The sequence below is a fragment of the Pseudomonas sp. B21-054 genome, from assembly GCF_026016345.1.
GTDB lineage: Bacteria > Pseudomonadota > Gammaproteobacteria > Pseudomonadales > Pseudomonadaceae > Aquipseudomonas.
This window is the reverse complement of record NZ_CP087204.1, coordinates 5771121-5786363: the sequence shown is the minus strand read 5'-3', so window position 1 is coordinate 5786363 and position 15243 is coordinate 5771121. Positions and strand designations below refer to the sequence as shown.

14 protein-coding genes and 1 pseudogene are annotated in these 15243 nt (G+C 61.7%); 7 read left to right on the top strand and 8 right to left on the bottom strand.

Annotated features, from left to right (window positions below; all coding sequences use genetic code 11):
* Positions 1–16 precede the first annotated feature (16 nt).
* Genes mksF through mksB form a run of 3 tightly spaced genes read right to left on the bottom strand, consistent with a single transcriptional unit; the run spans position 17 to position 4825 of the window.
* Positions 17–2857 carry an Mks condensin complex protein MksF gene (gene mksF, locus LOY70_RS25080; RefSeq protein WP_265030059.1) on the bottom strand — a complete coding sequence of 947 codons (2841 nt, stop codon included), beginning with the start codon at positions 2855–2857 and terminating at the stop codon, positions 17–19.
* On the bottom strand, positions 2854–3555 hold the full coding sequence (gene mksE, locus LOY70_RS25075; RefSeq protein WP_123344828.1) for an Mks condensin complex protein MksE: 702 nt from the start codon (positions 3553–3555) through the stop codon (positions 2854–2856). Before mksE ends, mksF begins: the two co-directional genes overlap by 4 nt.
* Entirely contained in the window at positions 3545–4825 is a 1281-nt protein-coding gene (gene mksB / locus LOY70_RS25070; RefSeq protein ID WP_123344827.1) for an Mks condensin complex protein MksB, read from the bottom strand. Before mksB ends, mksE begins: the two co-directional genes overlap by 11 nt.
* A 181-nt stretch (positions 4826–5006) precedes the next feature.
* On the opposite strand from mksB, the gene LOY70_RS25065 reads away from it, so the two are divergent.
* Together LOY70_RS25065 and rimI are read left to right on the top strand one after the other, a co-directional pair.
* Positions 5007–5786 carry an energy transducer TonB gene (locus tag LOY70_RS25065; protein ID WP_265030058.1) on the top strand — a complete coding sequence of 260 codons (780 nt, stop codon included), beginning with the start codon at positions 5007–5009 and terminating at the stop codon, positions 5784–5786.
* A complete protein-coding gene (gene rimI, locus LOY70_RS25060) occupies positions 5779–6231 on the top strand; it encodes a ribosomal protein S18-alanine N-acetyltransferase (RefSeq protein ID WP_003205585.1) in 453 nt (150 codons plus the stop codon). The genes LOY70_RS25065 and rimI overlap by 8 nt, the downstream gene beginning before the upstream one ends.
* A gap of 157 nt (positions 6232–6388) precedes the next feature.
* On the opposite strand, the gene LOY70_RS25055 is transcribed toward rimI, so the two are convergent.
* Entirely contained in the window at positions 6389–6793 is a 405-nt protein-coding gene (locus LOY70_RS25055) for a serine kinase/phosphatase (protein ID WP_123344825.1), read from the bottom strand.
* Between the two features lie 131 nt (positions 6794–6924).
* Between LOY70_RS25055 and can the strand changes: the two genes are divergently transcribed.
* Entirely contained in the window at positions 6925–7569 is a 645-nt protein-coding gene (can, locus tag LOY70_RS25050) for a carbonate dehydratase (RefSeq protein ID WP_265030049.1), read from the top strand.
* Positions 7570–7579: 10 nt separating this feature from the next.
* Here can and LOY70_RS25045 read toward each other — a convergent pair whose 3' ends face one another.
* The 3 genes from LOY70_RS25045 to LOY70_RS25035 form a co-directional block, all read right to left on the bottom strand.
* A complete protein-coding gene (locus tag LOY70_RS25045; RefSeq protein ID WP_123413895.1) occupies positions 7580–8107 on the bottom strand; it encodes a lysine methyltransferase in 528 nt (175 codons plus the stop codon).
* Between the two features lie 179 nt (positions 8108–8286).
* Complete coding sequence (locus LOY70_RS25040; protein WP_265030048.1) at positions 8287–9447, bottom strand: hypothetical protein; 1161 nt, start codon at positions 9445–9447, stop codon at positions 8287–8289.
* Positions 9448–9558: 111 nt separating this feature from the next.
* A complete protein-coding gene (locus tag LOY70_RS25035) occupies positions 9559–10977 on the bottom strand; it encodes a short-chain fatty acid transporter (RefSeq protein WP_123344821.1) in 1419 nt (472 codons plus the stop codon).
* An 87-nt stretch (positions 10978–11064) separates the two neighbouring features.
* Here LOY70_RS25035 and LOY70_RS30290 point away from each other — a divergent pair.
* From LOY70_RS30290 to LOY70_RS25015, 4 genes and pseudogenes are all read left to right on the top strand, one after another.
* Positions 11065–11973 (top strand): annotated as a pseudogene (locus LOY70_RS30290) (PAS domain-containing protein); the annotation flags it as partial.
* Between the two features lie 108 nt (positions 11974–12081).
* Positions 12082–12513: a methyl-accepting chemotaxis protein gene (locus tag LOY70_RS30285; protein WP_371856606.1), complete on the top strand. Its 432-nt coding sequence runs from the start codon at positions 12082–12084 to the stop codon at positions 12511–12513.
* 91 nt (positions 12514–12604) lie between these two features.
* Positions 12605–13159, top strand: a complete 555-nt coding sequence (locus LOY70_RS25020) for a DUF2975 domain-containing protein (protein ID WP_265030046.1) — start codon at positions 12605–12607, stop codon at positions 13157–13159.
* A gap of 7 nt (positions 13160–13166) precedes the next feature.
* Positions 13167–13400, top strand: coding sequence for a helix-turn-helix domain-containing protein (locus tag LOY70_RS25015; protein WP_060740620.1), 234 nt, complete (start codon positions 13167–13169; stop codon positions 13398–13400).
* Here the strand turns inward: LOY70_RS25015 and ggt are convergent.
* Positions 13382–15223, bottom strand: coding sequence for a gamma-glutamyltransferase (ggt, locus tag LOY70_RS25010; protein WP_265030044.1), 1842 nt, complete (start codon positions 15221–15223; stop codon positions 13382–13384). The genes LOY70_RS25015 and ggt overlap by 19 nt on opposite strands.
* Positions 15224–15243: the final 20 nt, after the last annotated feature.

The following is a 15243-nucleotide window of genomic DNA, read 5'->3' as shown; positions in this document are numbered from 1 at the left end:
TGCCCGGCTATTCACTTCACACCGGATCCAGCTCCGGCTCATCGGCTTGTACATTCACCGTGGCTTTCACCGCATCGTGACGACGGATGTATTTCCAGTCCGCTTCGTCGATGTAGATACCGTTCGGCCCGCTGCCGCCTTCCAGGTCGATGGCGACACTCGCGCAGACCTGCGGCTTCACACTGGCCAGGATCGGCACGAAGCCCAATTGCAGGCTGGTTTCCAGCAGCGCTGCCTGGTTTTTCTCGTCGATGTCGGCTGCTTCGTCCAGGTAGTAAGGCAGGCGCACGCGGCCGGCCTGTTCGCGGTCCATCAGGTGCAGCAACAAGTACATGTTGGTCAGCGCCTTGATGGTCATGGTGGTGCCGTTGGACGCCGCGCCGTCGATGTCGGTGTGGATCACTGGCTGGCCATTGACCTTGGTGATCTCGAACGCCAGTTCGAACAGGTCCTTGAGGCCGAGCTGGTTGTGGTTCGCCGCCACCAGCCGCGCCAGGTATTCCTTGGCTTCTTCGTTCTTGTTGTCCTGCTCGGCGCTCTGGCTGAGATCGAACACCGACAGCGTCTCGCCTTCTTCGTACTGCCCGGCGCTGTGGATGATCTGGTCGATGTGCTTGAGCGCTTCCTTGTTCGGCGCCAGGACGATGCGGAAGCTCTGCAGGTTGGACACCTGGCGCTTGTTGATCTCACGGTTGAACAGCGCCAGTTGATGCTCGAGGCTGTCATAGTCGCTGCGGATGTTGCGCAAGGTCCGGGCGATGTCGGTCACGGCTGCACGGCGCGCCTTGCCCAGGGTCAGGGCTTCGTCGGTGCGGTGGGCATAGGCGTTGATCAGCAGTTGCAGGCGGCGTTCCATGTCGTCTTCGCTGTCGAATTTGGCCACGCCCTTGAGGCGCACCTGGGCATACAGCGCTTCGATCTGGCCGTCGACCCGCAACAGGCCTTGCCAGCTGTCCTGATAGTCGTTGAGCAGTGGCAGCAGGTTGTCCATGGAATCGTCGACCGGATCCATGAACGGCGTGCCGAACGGCAGGTCCGCCGGCAGCAATTGGCGACGGCGCAAGGCATCGTCGAGGGTGCGTTGCTTGGCTTCCATGTCGGCGATCTGCCGGCCCACCAGTTGCAGCTTGGCGGACAACTGCTGGACGCGCTCGGTGAAGGCGTCGCTGGAGCGTTTGAGTTCGTCCTGGGCGGCTTCCATTTGCGCCAGCTGTTCGAGCTTCTCGCCTTCTTCGGCACTCAACGTCTGGGTACGACGGAAGTCTTCCAAGGCTTTTTGCGCATCCAGTACCTGCTGGTACAGCGCTTCAGTCTGGGTCTTGCTCGCCGCACGGTCGGCCGCCACGGCTTGCTGGGTCTTGAGCTGCTTGAGTTCTTTTTCCAGGCGCTCTTTCTGGTCCCGCAGCGCGGCTCGGTCGGCCAGGGCTTGCAGGGCTGGCGGCTCGATGTGGGACAGGTCGATGGACAGGCCCGGCACTTCGAAACGCTCACCCTTGAAGCCGTCGAGGATCAGCTCCATGGATTTGACCCACTCACCGTTCTCGTCCAGCGCGATGCCATGCTCGCCCAGCGGCAGGCTGAACAAGGCGCTGTTGAACAGGCGCATCAGGCGCTCGACGTCCTGCTGCGAGAATTCTTCGCGCAGGCGGGCGTAGCTGTTGTTGTCGGCGTGATCGAGTTGCTGCTTGACCGACTTCAGGCGTTTTTCCAGATCCCGCAGGCGCTCTTCCAGGTCTTCGGCGCTGAATTGCCGGGACTGGGCCAGGGCGCCGGCCAGTTCGTCGTGGGCGTCCTTGGCGGCGAGCAGTTGTTGCTCCAGGACCTTGACGTCATCCACCAGGGCGAAGCGGTTCTTGAGCACCGACAGTTCGCCGATCCAGCGCTGGATGCCGCTGATTTCCCGTTCCAGGCGCATCAGTTCCTGAGTGCCGCCGCGCTGGTCGTTCTGCAACGAATCCTGTTCGTTGCGGTAATGTTCGGCCTGGATGGTCAGCTCTTCCTTGCGCGCACTGGCGTAGTCCGACCAGGTGCCGAGCAACGAGTCGAGCAGTGGCGAGAGGCGATGCAGTTTGCCGCGCAGAATATCGCGCTGCTTCACGCCATTGGCCAAGGCTTCCACCAACGGGCCGGCCGCCACCAGGGCGTTGTAGTCCTGCTCCATGCGTCGTACGTCGCGGAAGGCTTCTTCGCACGCGGCGATGTAGTCCACGCTACCGGAGCGCAGGCTGTGTTCGAACGCGTCGAGGAACAGTTGCTTGAGCTTGGCCGCCGTGATTTCGCGCATATGCAGCAGGTTGATGAACAGCGCGCGGAAGGTCTTGAGGCTTTGCTCGCTGGTGGAGCGCAGCGGGATCAGCGTCAAGTCCAGCGGGATCGAGGTGTGCCCACCCACCAGCAGGCGCCGCAGTTCATCCGGTTTGAGCTCGTAGGCCTTGAGGCCTTCGCGTTCCAGGTTGGTGAACAGCTCTTTCTGACGTAGACAAGTGTCATTTTTCTGATAATGAGCCAAGTCCAGTTTGCCGGCGTAGGCAAAGAACTGGTGCCCAAAACCGCCGCCGGGGCCGCGACCGACCACGCCAATCACGTGCGGGCCGTGGGGCAGGGCGACTTCCACCAGGATGTAGCTGGTGTCCGAGGCAAAGTAGAAACGCCGGGATTGCTCCAGGCTGTACTTGCCGAAGCTCATGTCCGACATGCGCGCCAGGATCGGGAACTGCAAGGCGTTGATCGAGGCGGATTTACCGAGGTTGTTCGCGCCGTACACCGACAGCGGTTCTTCCAGCGGGAACAGGCCGAGGCTGTAGCCGGCGGTGTTCAAAAGGGCAAAGCGGCGGATGCCGTAGCGTTCCTTGCTCATGCGTCGGTCTCCTGTTCTTCGGCAATGGCGCGGGCCAGTGCGTCTTCTTCGCTTTCGCCTTCAAACTCGCTGAGGTCCAGCGGATCATCGGTCTGCAGCAGTTTCTCGTCGCTGTCGTCGTCGATCAGTACCGGCACCGGCAACGGCAGCACGCTGTGCAGGCTGGCGGCCAGGTCGCGGTCCTGCTGGACCGACAGGCAGACGTCGAGGAAGCGGTGCATCGGCGGCAGGAAGCGGTAGACGCCGTTTTCTTCGCCGGCAAAGCCCAATTGGGTCATGCGGCGCATGATTTTTTCTTCCAGCTCTTCCTGGGTCTGCACTTCGGCCTGGATGAACAGGTCGCGGTATTTTTCCAGCAACGAAGGCAATTCATCGCGGCCCAGGCTGCCACCGTCGAGCACGGCGATCGGATCGCGGCCCTGATCGGCCAAATGCTCGACGAGGATGAAGGTGAACAACGCCAGGCGCTGGGCGGTCTTGTTCACCGCAGCGGCGGCCAGGTCCGGCACGAAATAGTAGAAGCCACGGGTGTCGCAGACCAGTTCGAAGCCCAGGGCCTTGAACAGCGTGCGGTACTGGTCCTGGAAGTTCGACAGTTGCGCGTACAGCTCCGGGTCGCGGCGGCTGACGTGGTAACCCTTGAACAGCTCGCGAAAGATTGGCGCCAGCTGGGACAGTTCGGATAGATCAAGATGCATGGGGGATGCTCGCAGAATCCTCGGCGGCGGTGTCGCGGGCCGAGAGCAGGGCGAAGGAGCGCAGGCTGACCTGATGCTCGTGAGTGTGGTAATCGCGGCGTTCCAGACGCTCGCGCTTGAAGCGTTTTTCCCGCGACAGGCGCGAGAACCAGTACAGCAATTCGTCGGTGGCGCCGTCCGGCTCCTGCTCCAACAGCCAGGTCATCAGGTCCGGCATCGGCAGCGCGTCTTCGCAGCGCTCGACCATCTCGCGCACGGTGCGTGGAGCACGCGGTGCCTCGCCACCCTTGTGGGTCTTGTGGGACTTGGGGAAACGCGCCGGTTTCGGTTCGAAGCGAGCCAGGGCATAGACATAGGCTTCGACTTGGCTGGCACTGCCCAGGAAGGTGCTTTGCGGGCGGGTGAACAGCGGCATGGCAGCTTGCGGCACGGCATCGATGCCTTTGCGGCGAATGGCGGCCAGGGCCAGGGCGGCGCCACGGGTCACGGCGTTGTGGCGGCGAGCCTCCTCGCGCAGCGGCAGGAGCAGTTCCCGGGCGTGGCGCAGGGTCAACTGGGCGCTGGTCTGCATCTCAAGGATGCGCGCGTGGGTGCGCAGCAGCATGTCGTCGTCCACCAGGTGGCCGAGGCGCTGCTGTTCGGTGAGCATGCGCAACAGCACGTTCTCGACCTTGCGCACGCCTTGCTCGAAGGCGCCGTCGGCGTTCACCAGTTGGATCATCGGTTCGACGTATTCGTCCCAGGTCGCCAACACTTCGGCATAGCGCTGGCGCAGCGGGATCTGCCGATCGCTGGTCTTGGCCCGTTCGGCCACGGCCACCAGGGCCTGTTCGTCATTGGCGAGTTTCTTGAGGACGTCGCGCACACGCATGTCCAGCAGGCGCAGCTGGCGGGCCAGGTCGTTGCCGTCGCGAATGTCGAAGGCGTCCTGGATATAGCCGGCCAAACGCTCGAGGTGGCGCAGGTAGGCTTCGATCTCCAGGCACAGGCCCAGGCGGTGTTCGCGGCGCAGGTAGGCGAGGAAATCGTGGATCTGGGCGTTGAGCTCGAAGCGGTTCGGGCTTTTCGCCACCGGCACGAGAATGTCCAGGCGGATCCACACGTCCAGCAGGTGGGTGATGTCCTGGGGCGTGCTGTCCAGTTGTTGGGCGGCCAGCTGTGAACGCAATTCGTTGAGGCTCAGGGTGCCCTGGTCGAAGTGCTCGCACAAAGGTTCCAGCAATGCCCAGTGTTCAGCGAGGGCGCGCAAGACGCGCTTGGGTTCGATCATCGCAATGGCCGTCGGGTTGGCAATTAAAAGCGGCAATTGTACTGCATCGGGCCGGTTGCGATTCACCCCTTGGACGGACTGTCGCTTTGTATTGATCAACTATTGGTTCAACAGGGAAGCGATCCGCGCCGAAGGGCGGTAGAATCCCTCCCACTTTCAGTTATCCACAAGTGGCCGACCCTTGCTTATCGAGTCCCGTCGCCGCGCCTATCTGACCGCCATGCAGGTGGTCAGCTGGCTGCCGCGTACCGAATTGCCGTTCGCCGCCCCGTCGCGGCCCGAGCTGTTGGAGGCGCCCGAGCCCGAGTACATCGCGCCGGCCGTGACGGCGCCTGTGGCCAAGACAGTCGCCGAGCCGCCAGCGCCAGCCCCCGAGCGACCAAAAGTCGAAGTGCCGCGCCCGAGCCTGGCCTCGACCCGCACCAATGCCAAGCCGGTGGAAGAGGTGGTCGAAGCGCCGCCCAAGGCGCCCTACGTCGCCCCGCCGCGTTTCGCCCTGCAACTGCTGCGGGCCGGGCGTTGCCTGCTGTTGGTGGAGTTGCCCACGGGCGAGCCGTTCCAAAGCCGCGATCCGGCCTACTTGCTGCTCAAGGACATGCTGCGCGCCGCCGGTCTGCCGGACAGCCCGCAGATCATCGGCGAACCGGTGCGCTGGCCGCTGTTGTCGCGCGGGACCATGGACCAGGGGCCTGAAGCGGCACGGGATTTCGTCCAGGGTTTTGTTTCGGCGCGGCTCGAAGACGAACCCTGTGTGTGCCTGTGGCTGATCGGCCTGCCGGCGGTGAAGTTTGCTGGCGAGGCGGACGTTGATGCGTTCAATCGCGAACTGCAGGTCGAAGGCCTGGGCTCGGCCTGGGCGTTGCCCGGGCTGGAACTGTTAATGGAAACGCCACAGCACAAGGCTGATGCCTGGCAAGCCATGCGCCGGCTGATGGCGCGCTGGAAAGAATCGAATGAGTGACGCTGTATCGTTCCGCCCGATGACCGAGGCGGACCTCGACGCTGTGCTGAAAATCGAATACGCGGCCTACAGCCACCCCTGGACCCGAGGAATCTTTCTCGACGGCCTGGGCAAATACCAGATCTGGTTGATGTTCGAAGGCCAGCAGCAAGTGGGCCACGGCGTGGTGCAGATCATCCTGGACGAGGCGCACCTGCTCAACATCACGGTGAAGCCGGAAAACCAGGGCCGCGGCCTGGGCTTGCGCCTGCTGGAACACCTCATGTCCATCGCCTACAAGGCCGAAGCCCGGGAGTGCTTCCTGGAAGTGCGCGACAGCAACCGCACCGCGTTCCGGCTGTATGAGCGCTATGGCTTCAATGAAATTGGCCGGCGCCGGGACTACTACCCTGCGGTGGGTGGGCGTGAAGACGCGGTAGTCATGGCGTGTACCTTGGTGGATTGAACGGGACTACCGCTCTCGCGAGCAAGCTTGAGGCAAGCGCATAATCATGTGGGAGCGGGCTTGCTCGCGAAGGCGGCGGTACGTTCAACATTGATGCAAGCTGATCCACCGCTTTCGCGAGCAAGCCCGCTCCCACAGATGTATTCGACGGTTCTGGTCAAGGCTTTCCATCCAGCGGATCGATATCCGCCATTTCCGCCTCGTCCAACCCGTCGCCTCCGCCAATATCGTTTTCATCCACCACGCTCAGGTCCCAGTCCGCCCGCTCGTCGGCTCCGGCTTCGTGGGCGTCCCGGGCGCCATCTTCGCGAATGAGTGTTTCCGGGCTCATGTCGTCGTCGGTCGGTTGGTGATCGTCGGTCGAAGCCCCCGTCAGGCCGGCTTCACGAACGCGCTCACGGGGCATCAGTTGCTCGCGCTCATTGTCCGGCAGTTCATCGCCGATTTTCGCGCTGGGTTCTTCTTCGTCGAATTCCAGTTCATGCATCGAGCCCATACGGTCTTCGTTGTCGTCGATGGGTTCCGGTTGCACCGCATCGAAAGGACGTCGTGAATCATTCATGGCAATTCCTCATACTGTGGGCCTTACTGGGTGGACCCGCAGCCGTGCCGAGAATTCCAACGGCATCATGAAGTGACCTCGACGGGCGGTCGACTGTCAAAGTTGCGCACTATTCTCGAGGGCTAGACAGCATGAACGAATTACAAGATCTGATTGATAACAACGCGCGCTGGGCCGATGCGATCAAGCAGGAGGATCCTGACTTCTTCGCCAAGCTGGCTCGTCAGCAAACCCCGGAGTACCTGTGGATTGGCTGTTCCGATGCGCGAGTGCCGGCCAACGAGATCGTCGGCATGCTGCCGGGTGATCTGTTCGTACACCGCAACGTGGCCAACGTGGTGCTGCACACTGACCTCAACTGCCTGTCGGTGATCCAGTACGCCGTTGACGTGCTCAAAGTCAAACACATCCTGGTCACCGGCCACTACGGCTGTGGTGGCGTGCGTGCCTCGATGCAGGACCGGCAACTGGGCCTGATCGACGGCTGGCTGCGCTCGATTCGCGACCTGTACTACGAGCACCGCGAGGCGTTGGCCCAATTTCCGACCGAAGAAGAGCGCGTCGACCGCCTGTGCGAACTCAACGTGATCCAGCAGGTAGCCAACGTCGGCCATACCAGCATCGTGCAGAACGCCTGGCACCGTGGGCAGAAACTGTCGATTCATGGCTGCATCTACGGCATCAAGGACGGACGCTGGAAGAGCCTGGACACCACTATCAGCGGTTTTGAGCAATTGCCGCCGCAGTATCGGTTGCGTCCGGTCGACGCGCCCTGACGCTGGCTCGTCAGTCGCGGTGACACTGACGACGCCAGTGCCGTAGAAATGTCATTCCCTGCGCATTGGGCGGTTCGTCATAGCCGGTAATCCAGCCATGGCAGTTGTACGAACCGCACCGGCAGGCGAATTGTCGGTACAGTTTCTGTTCGGTACTGGCGTAGTCCATCGTCAGGCAGTCGCCTTCATCGATACGGGCCAGTGACCACAGCCACAGTTCGCTCATATCGAGGAACACATTCGGGTTGCAGGAGTGCAGCAGCAATCCGGCGAAGCGTGGGTCGTACATGTGCACGTCCGGCAGGATCTGCAACGTGTGCAGGCGCCGTCGGCTCACCAGCAATCCCGACACCCTGCACATCCTTGTCATGGGCGCGAAAGACTTGCGGGCGATGATGCCGTGGCCGCGCCCGTCGGTCGTCTGGTGCACTTCGAAATCGCGCACAGAGGGGTAGCCCAGGCGGGTGCTGAGTTGTTTTTCCGGGTAGATGCAGTCCCGGCGTTGGGAACAGGTGTCATCGCGGATGAACAGGCTCATGACAGTCCTTGTCGGTGATAGACACTCGACTTGCTGGCGCTGGCGATCCTGCCGGCGGTCGTTGAAAAGCTTTTGATAGCTTCACCCAAGTCGAGGGTCGTATCTACTGTCGAGTCTGACAGGAGCCAAAGGCGCTTTCCCGTGTCAGCACAAGCTTACGCGGGAAGACGCCTCAAGGTTTACACCGCCTCGGCAGGCAGCGGCATGGGCACTTTAAGTTGCGGAAGTTGCGACTTGATCGCCGGCGTTTCGCATTTTTTCGTTGCATCTGCCTCGCTCAGTTTGCGCACCGAGGTATAGAACAACTCGCAGGTCTTTTCCTTCTGCGTGACCTGCCAGGTCTGCGTGCACTGGTTCAACAGGGTGCTCGGGTTGGTGCCCGGCTTGCTGCCCATGCCGGCTTGCCAGCAGGCGGCGCTCAGGTCCTGGCCCATGACTTTCAAGCCGGCGGCATCCGCCTTGGCTTCGTCACCGTCGTAGTTTTCCTTGTCAGCGGCATACCAGATATAGCTCGGGTGGTTGGAGCCCAGGACTGGGACCTTGACCCCCGCGGTCGGCGTGATGGTCGCCAGGCCGAGCACGCCCACCGTCTGGCCGTACTGGGTCTTGATCCAGTTCCGAACGGGCGCTCCGAAGGCCACCATCGGCAATGCGGCGCCGCTGGCGGTTTGGGTGACCTGGGTGACCATGGTGGTCTGGTAATCGTTGAAGTAGCTGTAGAGCCCCTCCAATGTGCTGCCAGCATTGGACGGCGCGGCGATGGGCGCGATGTCGATGATGGTCTGGTAGGCCGGTGTCTGGTCAGCGGCAATGCCGTTGACGGTCAGCAGCGTGGCCCAGCGATCAGTGGTCGCCGACTCCAGGTAATCCTGGGCCTGGGTCAGGGAGTAGTCCGGCGGGAAGTGCAGCAACTCGACACTCTTGCGGTTTTCCAGGGCCATGCCCAGCGGCAGGAACAGGTACCAGTTGTAGGACCATTTCTTGTCGCTGTTGAGTTTCGAGGCTCCGTTGTACGCCAGGTCCCCGGCGTTGAGCAGTGCGGTCAGCGGTTGGCCATAGCTCTTTGGCACGCCGCTGATGTGGGCATAGACGATACCTTTGTTGTTTTTGACGCGGACCTTAGCCGCGCTGTAGCCGTCGCGCTGCACACTTTGGGTCAGGTAATGTTCGACGGTCTGTTCCAGGGTCCAGTCGCGAAAGCAAATGACGTTGCAGTTGTTGGGATAGGCGAAGAGACGGGTGACGCGTTCGGTGTTGCCCAGCTGTACGTCGATATCGGCGGCTTGGGCGGTGGCACTGAAGGCCAGGGCGGCTAGAGAAAGTACGGCAAGTTTGGACATGCTCAGATCCTTTTCAGCGTGTGGGCCCCTCGAAACAGGGTGTTGCCATACTGAAACAGTCCGAGCCGAAGAAGAAGTGGGCCGATGGAAATATCGGCCCTTTTTGTGGCTTTATGGCATCACTGGCGGCAAGTAACTCAATGTCGTTCCCAGCGCCCATAGCAACGCCAGCACCAGTGGTGTATGCACCAGCAACTGCACGAAGGAAAAACCGATCAAGTCCCTCGCCTTCAACCCCAACACCCCCAACAACGGCAGCATGTAGAACGGGTTGATGAGATTGGGCAGCGCTTCGGCGGCGTTGTAGATCTGCACGGCCCAGCCCAGGTGATAGTTCAGGTCATTGGCTACCTGCATGACGTAGGGCGCCTCGATGATCCACTTGCCGCCGCCGGAAGGAATGAAAAAGCCCAGCACCGCCGAATAGACACCCATCAGCAAGGCGTAGGTGTCATGGGAGGCGATCTGGACGAAAAAGGTCGAGATATGGTGGGCCAGGGTCTGGGCATCGCTGCCCTTGACCGTGGTCAACAGCGCGGCGATCGAGCCGTACAACGGAAACTGGATCAGCACCCCCGTGGTGGTCGGCACCGCGCGGGCCACGGCGTCGAGGAAGCTGCGCGGCCGCCAGTGCAGCAAGGCGCCCAGCATGATGAACAGGAAGTTGTAAGTGTTGAGGCCGGAAATGGCACTGATCGCAGGCTTGGTCGAAAACTCATGGAACAGCCAGCCGGCGGCCAGCAGTACCAGGGCAATGGTCAGCAGTGGACTGTGCTCCAGCCATTCTCCCGGCCGGGTACGGGGCTGCAACGCTGGCATGCTGAAACTCGGGTCGATCCCGCAAGCGGCGGCGTCACGGGCGCTGTTGGGGCCGGGAGCGGTGGCGTAGGCGACAATCAACGAGATCACGATCAACGCCAGCAGCATCACGCCCGACTGCCAGAGGAAAATCGTCTGGGTGAACGGAATGACGCCGGTAATCGACAGGATCGAAGGCGGCAGGCTGGCCGGATTGGCCTGCAGTTGCGCCGCCGACGAAGACAACCCCAGCGCCCACACCGCGCCCAGGCCCAAGTAGGCAGCGGCACCGGCGGCGCGGTAATCCATCTTCAGATCGGTGCGGCGGGCGAGGGCGCGCACCAGCAAGCCGCCAAACACCAACGACAGGCCCCAGTTGAGCAACGACGCGACCATGGAAATCAGTGCCACCCACGCCACCGCGGAGCGGCCGTTGGTCGGAAAACGCGCCAGGCGATCGATCAACTTGACGGCGGGCGGCGAGCTGGCGACCACGTAACCGCCAATCACCACGAAGGCCATTTGCATGGTGAACGGGATCAGGCTCCAGAAGCCATCGCCAAATGCCATGGCCGCCGCCGTGGGCGTGGCGCCGATGAATTGCGTTGCCAGCGCGACCACCAGCACGGCCAGCGCGGCAAAGACCCAGGAGTCGGGAAACCAGCGCTCGGCAAAACTGGAGCAGCGCAAGGCGAAGCGGGCGGAACGGCTGTCTTCGATGTCGGTGGTCACGGACAATTACCTCGTTTTTATGGTTATGGGTTATTGATGGCGGCAAGGCTTCAAAGGTCAGGGCAACAGTAGAACAATCCAGTGACCATGGGAGGTTTATCGGGTTCGAGGTCACCGGGGAATATTTTCAACGGGCTCGTGGCGCTCTTTAGAAAAAAAATGCCGGGCCGATGGCAAGGAAACAGCCTATTTATTCATCCGCTGTTCTTGGAGCTGCCCATGTTCTACAACCGCCTGAAGCAGGAGCTACTGGCTCTTCGCCAAGAACTGTCCAGCCTTGTGCAAGTCAAGGAAAGCCTGGACCGTGAAATGCTTGGTCTCACCCTGGATGCCGATGGACGGATTCAATCGGTCAATCAGAATTTTCTCGACGAGATGCGCTACAAGAGCCAGGACCTGATCGGCCGGCCTGTGGATGAGTTGGGTCCCGCGTATTTGAAATCCAATGAATTCCAGGTTCGCTTCAAGGCGGCGCTGACCCGCGGCGAACACTTCTCCGGTGCCGTGCGCCTGCTGCGGGGCAATGGCCAGGAAGCCTGGCTGCGTTCGATCCTTCAGCCTGTACGGAATGCCGACGGGCGAATCCGCTTTTTTTCGATGTATGCCAGTGACCTGACCCGCACCATCGAGGCTTCCCGTGAGCATGAAAACCTGATCGGTGCCTTGGTGCGTTCAACGGCGGTGATCGAGTTCGATCTGGGCGGTCACGTACTGACGGCCAACGATCGCTTCCTCGGTGCCATGGGCTATAACCTGGCGCAGATCAAGGGCAAGCATCACCGCATGTTTTGTGAACCCGAGGAGTACAACAGCGCGGAATACCAACAATTCTGGAAGCGGCTGAACAGTGGCGAGTTCGTGGCCGGGCGCTTCAAGCGCATCGACAGCAACGGCCGCGAGGTCTGGCTGGAGGCCTCCTACAATCCGGTGCTCGATGCCAACGAACGCCTGTACAAAGTCGTCAAGTTCGCCACCAACATCACGGACCAGGTCAACCAGGAAAAAGCCGTCGCCGAGGCGGCCAACATTGCCTACAGCACCTCGTTGCAGACCGACAACAGCGCCCAGCGCGGCACAACTGTGGTGACCCAGGCCGTGGACGTGATGCGCGACCTGGCCCGGCACATGCAAACCGCTGGCGAAGGCATCGAGGCGTTGAACGAGCAATCCCAAGTGATCGGTACCATCGTCAAGACCATCAGCGGCATCGCCGAACAGACCAACCTGCTGGCGCTCAACGCCGCCATCGAAGCGGCCCGGGCCGGCGAGCAAGGACGGGGTTTTGCGGTGGTGGCCGATGAGGTGCGCCAACTGGCATCGCGTACCAGCCAGGCGACCGAGGAAATCGTCGGCGTGGTCCGCCAGAACCAGGACATGGCCCGCAACGCCGTGGCGTTGATGACCGACGGCCAGCACCAGGCCGAACATGGCCTGGCCCTGGCCGCCGAGGCGGGGACGGTGATCGTCGAGATCCAGGACGGGGCGAAGAAGGTGGTCGATGCCGTGAGCCAGTTTGCCAATCAGTTGTCCACGTAGAGAAAGTATTATTGTTTTTTACATATTAATTATTGTTTTGCGATAATTTAATGGCTATGTTTTGGGCTCCCTTATTCTATTGGAGCCTCACATGCACTCGAATCGTCTTGCCCTGTACAGCCAGCGGATGGCCGCCGTCACCCTTGTTTTCATGGTCGCGATGATGGTCGTCAACGCCGTGGCCTGGCTGTATCCTGAAGCGGCCTCCCGATACGGCCTGGGGTTTGCCCTGACCGAGCGGCAGCTGTCGAGCTTGCCTGAAGAGGCGATGCACTTGACGGGGTGGCAGTGCCTGGGCGGGATACTGCTGACGAGCATTCCCTTGCTGGCCCTGGCGGTCGGGCTCACCAACTTGCGCAGGCTCTTCAAGCACTACGCCCAAGGGCAATACTTTTCCACTGCAGCAGCGGTTTACCTGGGAAATGCGGGGCGCGCGGTGGCGTTGTGGGTGCTGCTGGACTTCATCTGTGAGCCGTTTCTCAGCCTGCTGGTGACGATCAATGCGCCGGTCGGCCAGCGATTGCTGACCTTCAGTATTACCGCGCCGTCTTTCGTCGCTTTATTTCTTGCCGCCTGTATTGCGATCATTGCCCGGATATTGTCCCAGGCCAGTGAAATCGATTCAGAAAACAGAACATTCGTTTGAGATTCCCATGCCCATCGTTATTCAACTCGATGTGATGCTGGCCCTGCGCAAGGTCAAATCCAAGGACCTTGCTGCTGCAATCGGCATTACTGAAGCCAACCTTTCCTTGTTGAAACAAGGAAAGGTCAAGGGCATACGCCTGGCGACCCTTGAAGCCATCTGCAGCTATCTGCACTGTCAGCCCGCGGATTTGCTGGTCTATCAACCGCAGGGCGAGGGCGATCAGTCGCCCAGCGCTTGACCCTCGCGCCTTGGATCCGCACCGCCGGCCAACGAGGTTTTCCCTTGCGCGTCACGCACCCGGACAATCGCCTGGGTGCCGCTGGTCATATCGATCTCGCTCACCTCGTGGCCTTTGTCTTTCAGCGCCTGGATCAGCACCGGGCTGAACTGGCCGCGCTCCAGTTCGGTGGGGCCGTTGCGGCTGCCGAAGTTGGGAAGGTTGATGGCGGTTTGCGGGTCCAGATCCCAATCCAGCAGGCCAATCACTGACTTGGCGACGTATTCGATGATCTGAGAGCCGCCGGGGGAGCCAACAGCAGCCACCAGTTCACCCCGGCGATCGAAGATCAGCGTCGGTGCCATGGACGAGCGTGGGCGTTTGCCGGGTTCGACGCGGTTGGCGACTTTTTGCCCATTCTCTTCGGGGATGAACGAGAAGTCGGTCATCTGGTTGTTGAGCATGAAGCCCTGGACCATCAAGTGTGAGCCGAACGCCGACTCCACCGTCGTGGTCATGGACACGGCGCCCCCCTGATCGTCCACGGCCACCACTTGCGAGGTGGAAATACGCAGGGGTGAGCGGTCCGGGGCGTAGGCCACCTGGATGCCCGGTGGTGTGCCGGGCTTGGCGACGCCCATGCTACGAGGGCCAATCAGGCTGGCGCGGCTGGCCAGGTACCCGGCATCGACCAAACCTTTGAGCGGCACGGCGACAAAATTGGGGTCGGCAATGTATTGGGCGCGGTCAGCATAGGCCAGGCGCTCGGCTTCGGCGATCAGGTGCACCGCTTCGGGGGTGGGTTCAATGCCGGCGGGCTTGGCGGTCCTGACCGGTTTCAAAGGCGCGAGGGCCGCGTGGCTATCGCGCTGTTCCAGGGCCTGCAACGTCCCGAGGATCTGCGCCACGGCAACTCCACCCGAAGACGGTGGTGGCATGCCGCACACTTGCCAGCGCTTGTAGTCGGTGCACAACGCTGGTCGCTCTCGTGCGGTGTAGCCTTGGAGGTCATTGAGCGAAAGACTGCCGGGGTTGGCGTGGCTTTGCACCTTGGCGACGATCTCTTCGGCGATCGGGCCTTTGTACAGCGCATCGGGGCCTTCGTTGGCGATGCGCTTGAGCACACCGGCCAAGGCTGGATTCTTCAGCACCGTGCCAACTGCCTTGGGGCTGCCATCGGCATTGAGAAAGTAGGCCGCCATATCTGGCGAGCCCGGCAAGGACGGGTCGGTAGCGATCAACGTGTGCAGGCGGGGTGAAATCGCAAAGCCTTGTTCCGCCAGCGCGATGGCCGGCTCGAACAGCGTTGCCCATTTGAGACGGCCATGTTTGCGATGGGCCAGTTCCAGCCCGCGCAACACTCCCGGTGTCCCCACGGAGCGACCGCCGATCTGCGCCGCCGTAAAGGGCATGGGTTTGCCGTCAGCTTGCAGGAAAAGTCTTTCGGTGGCGCCAGCCGGTGCCGTTTCGCGTCCGTCATAGGTGCGCACAGCCTTGCCATCCCACAACACAATAAATGCACCGCCACCGATGCCGGAAGATTGCGGCTCCACCAGGGTCAGCACGGCCTGCATCGCAATGGCCGCGTCGATGGCCGAGCCTCCGCGCCGCAACATCTCCCGCCCGGCCTCGGCCGCCAAAGGATTGGCCGCAGCGGCCATGTGTTTGTCGGCGTAGCGGGTCTGCAGATCGGTACGGAAGCCGGAGACGACCTCCGGTGGGGCGGGCAATGCCGGTGTAGCTGTAGAGGAGGGTGGTGCCTTACAGGCAGCGAGCGTTAGGGCGACAGCCAGTAGCGAAACGGCTGACAGGCGATGAAGATTCGGTTTCAGATCTGCAAGCATGGGTCGCTCCATCCGTGGGT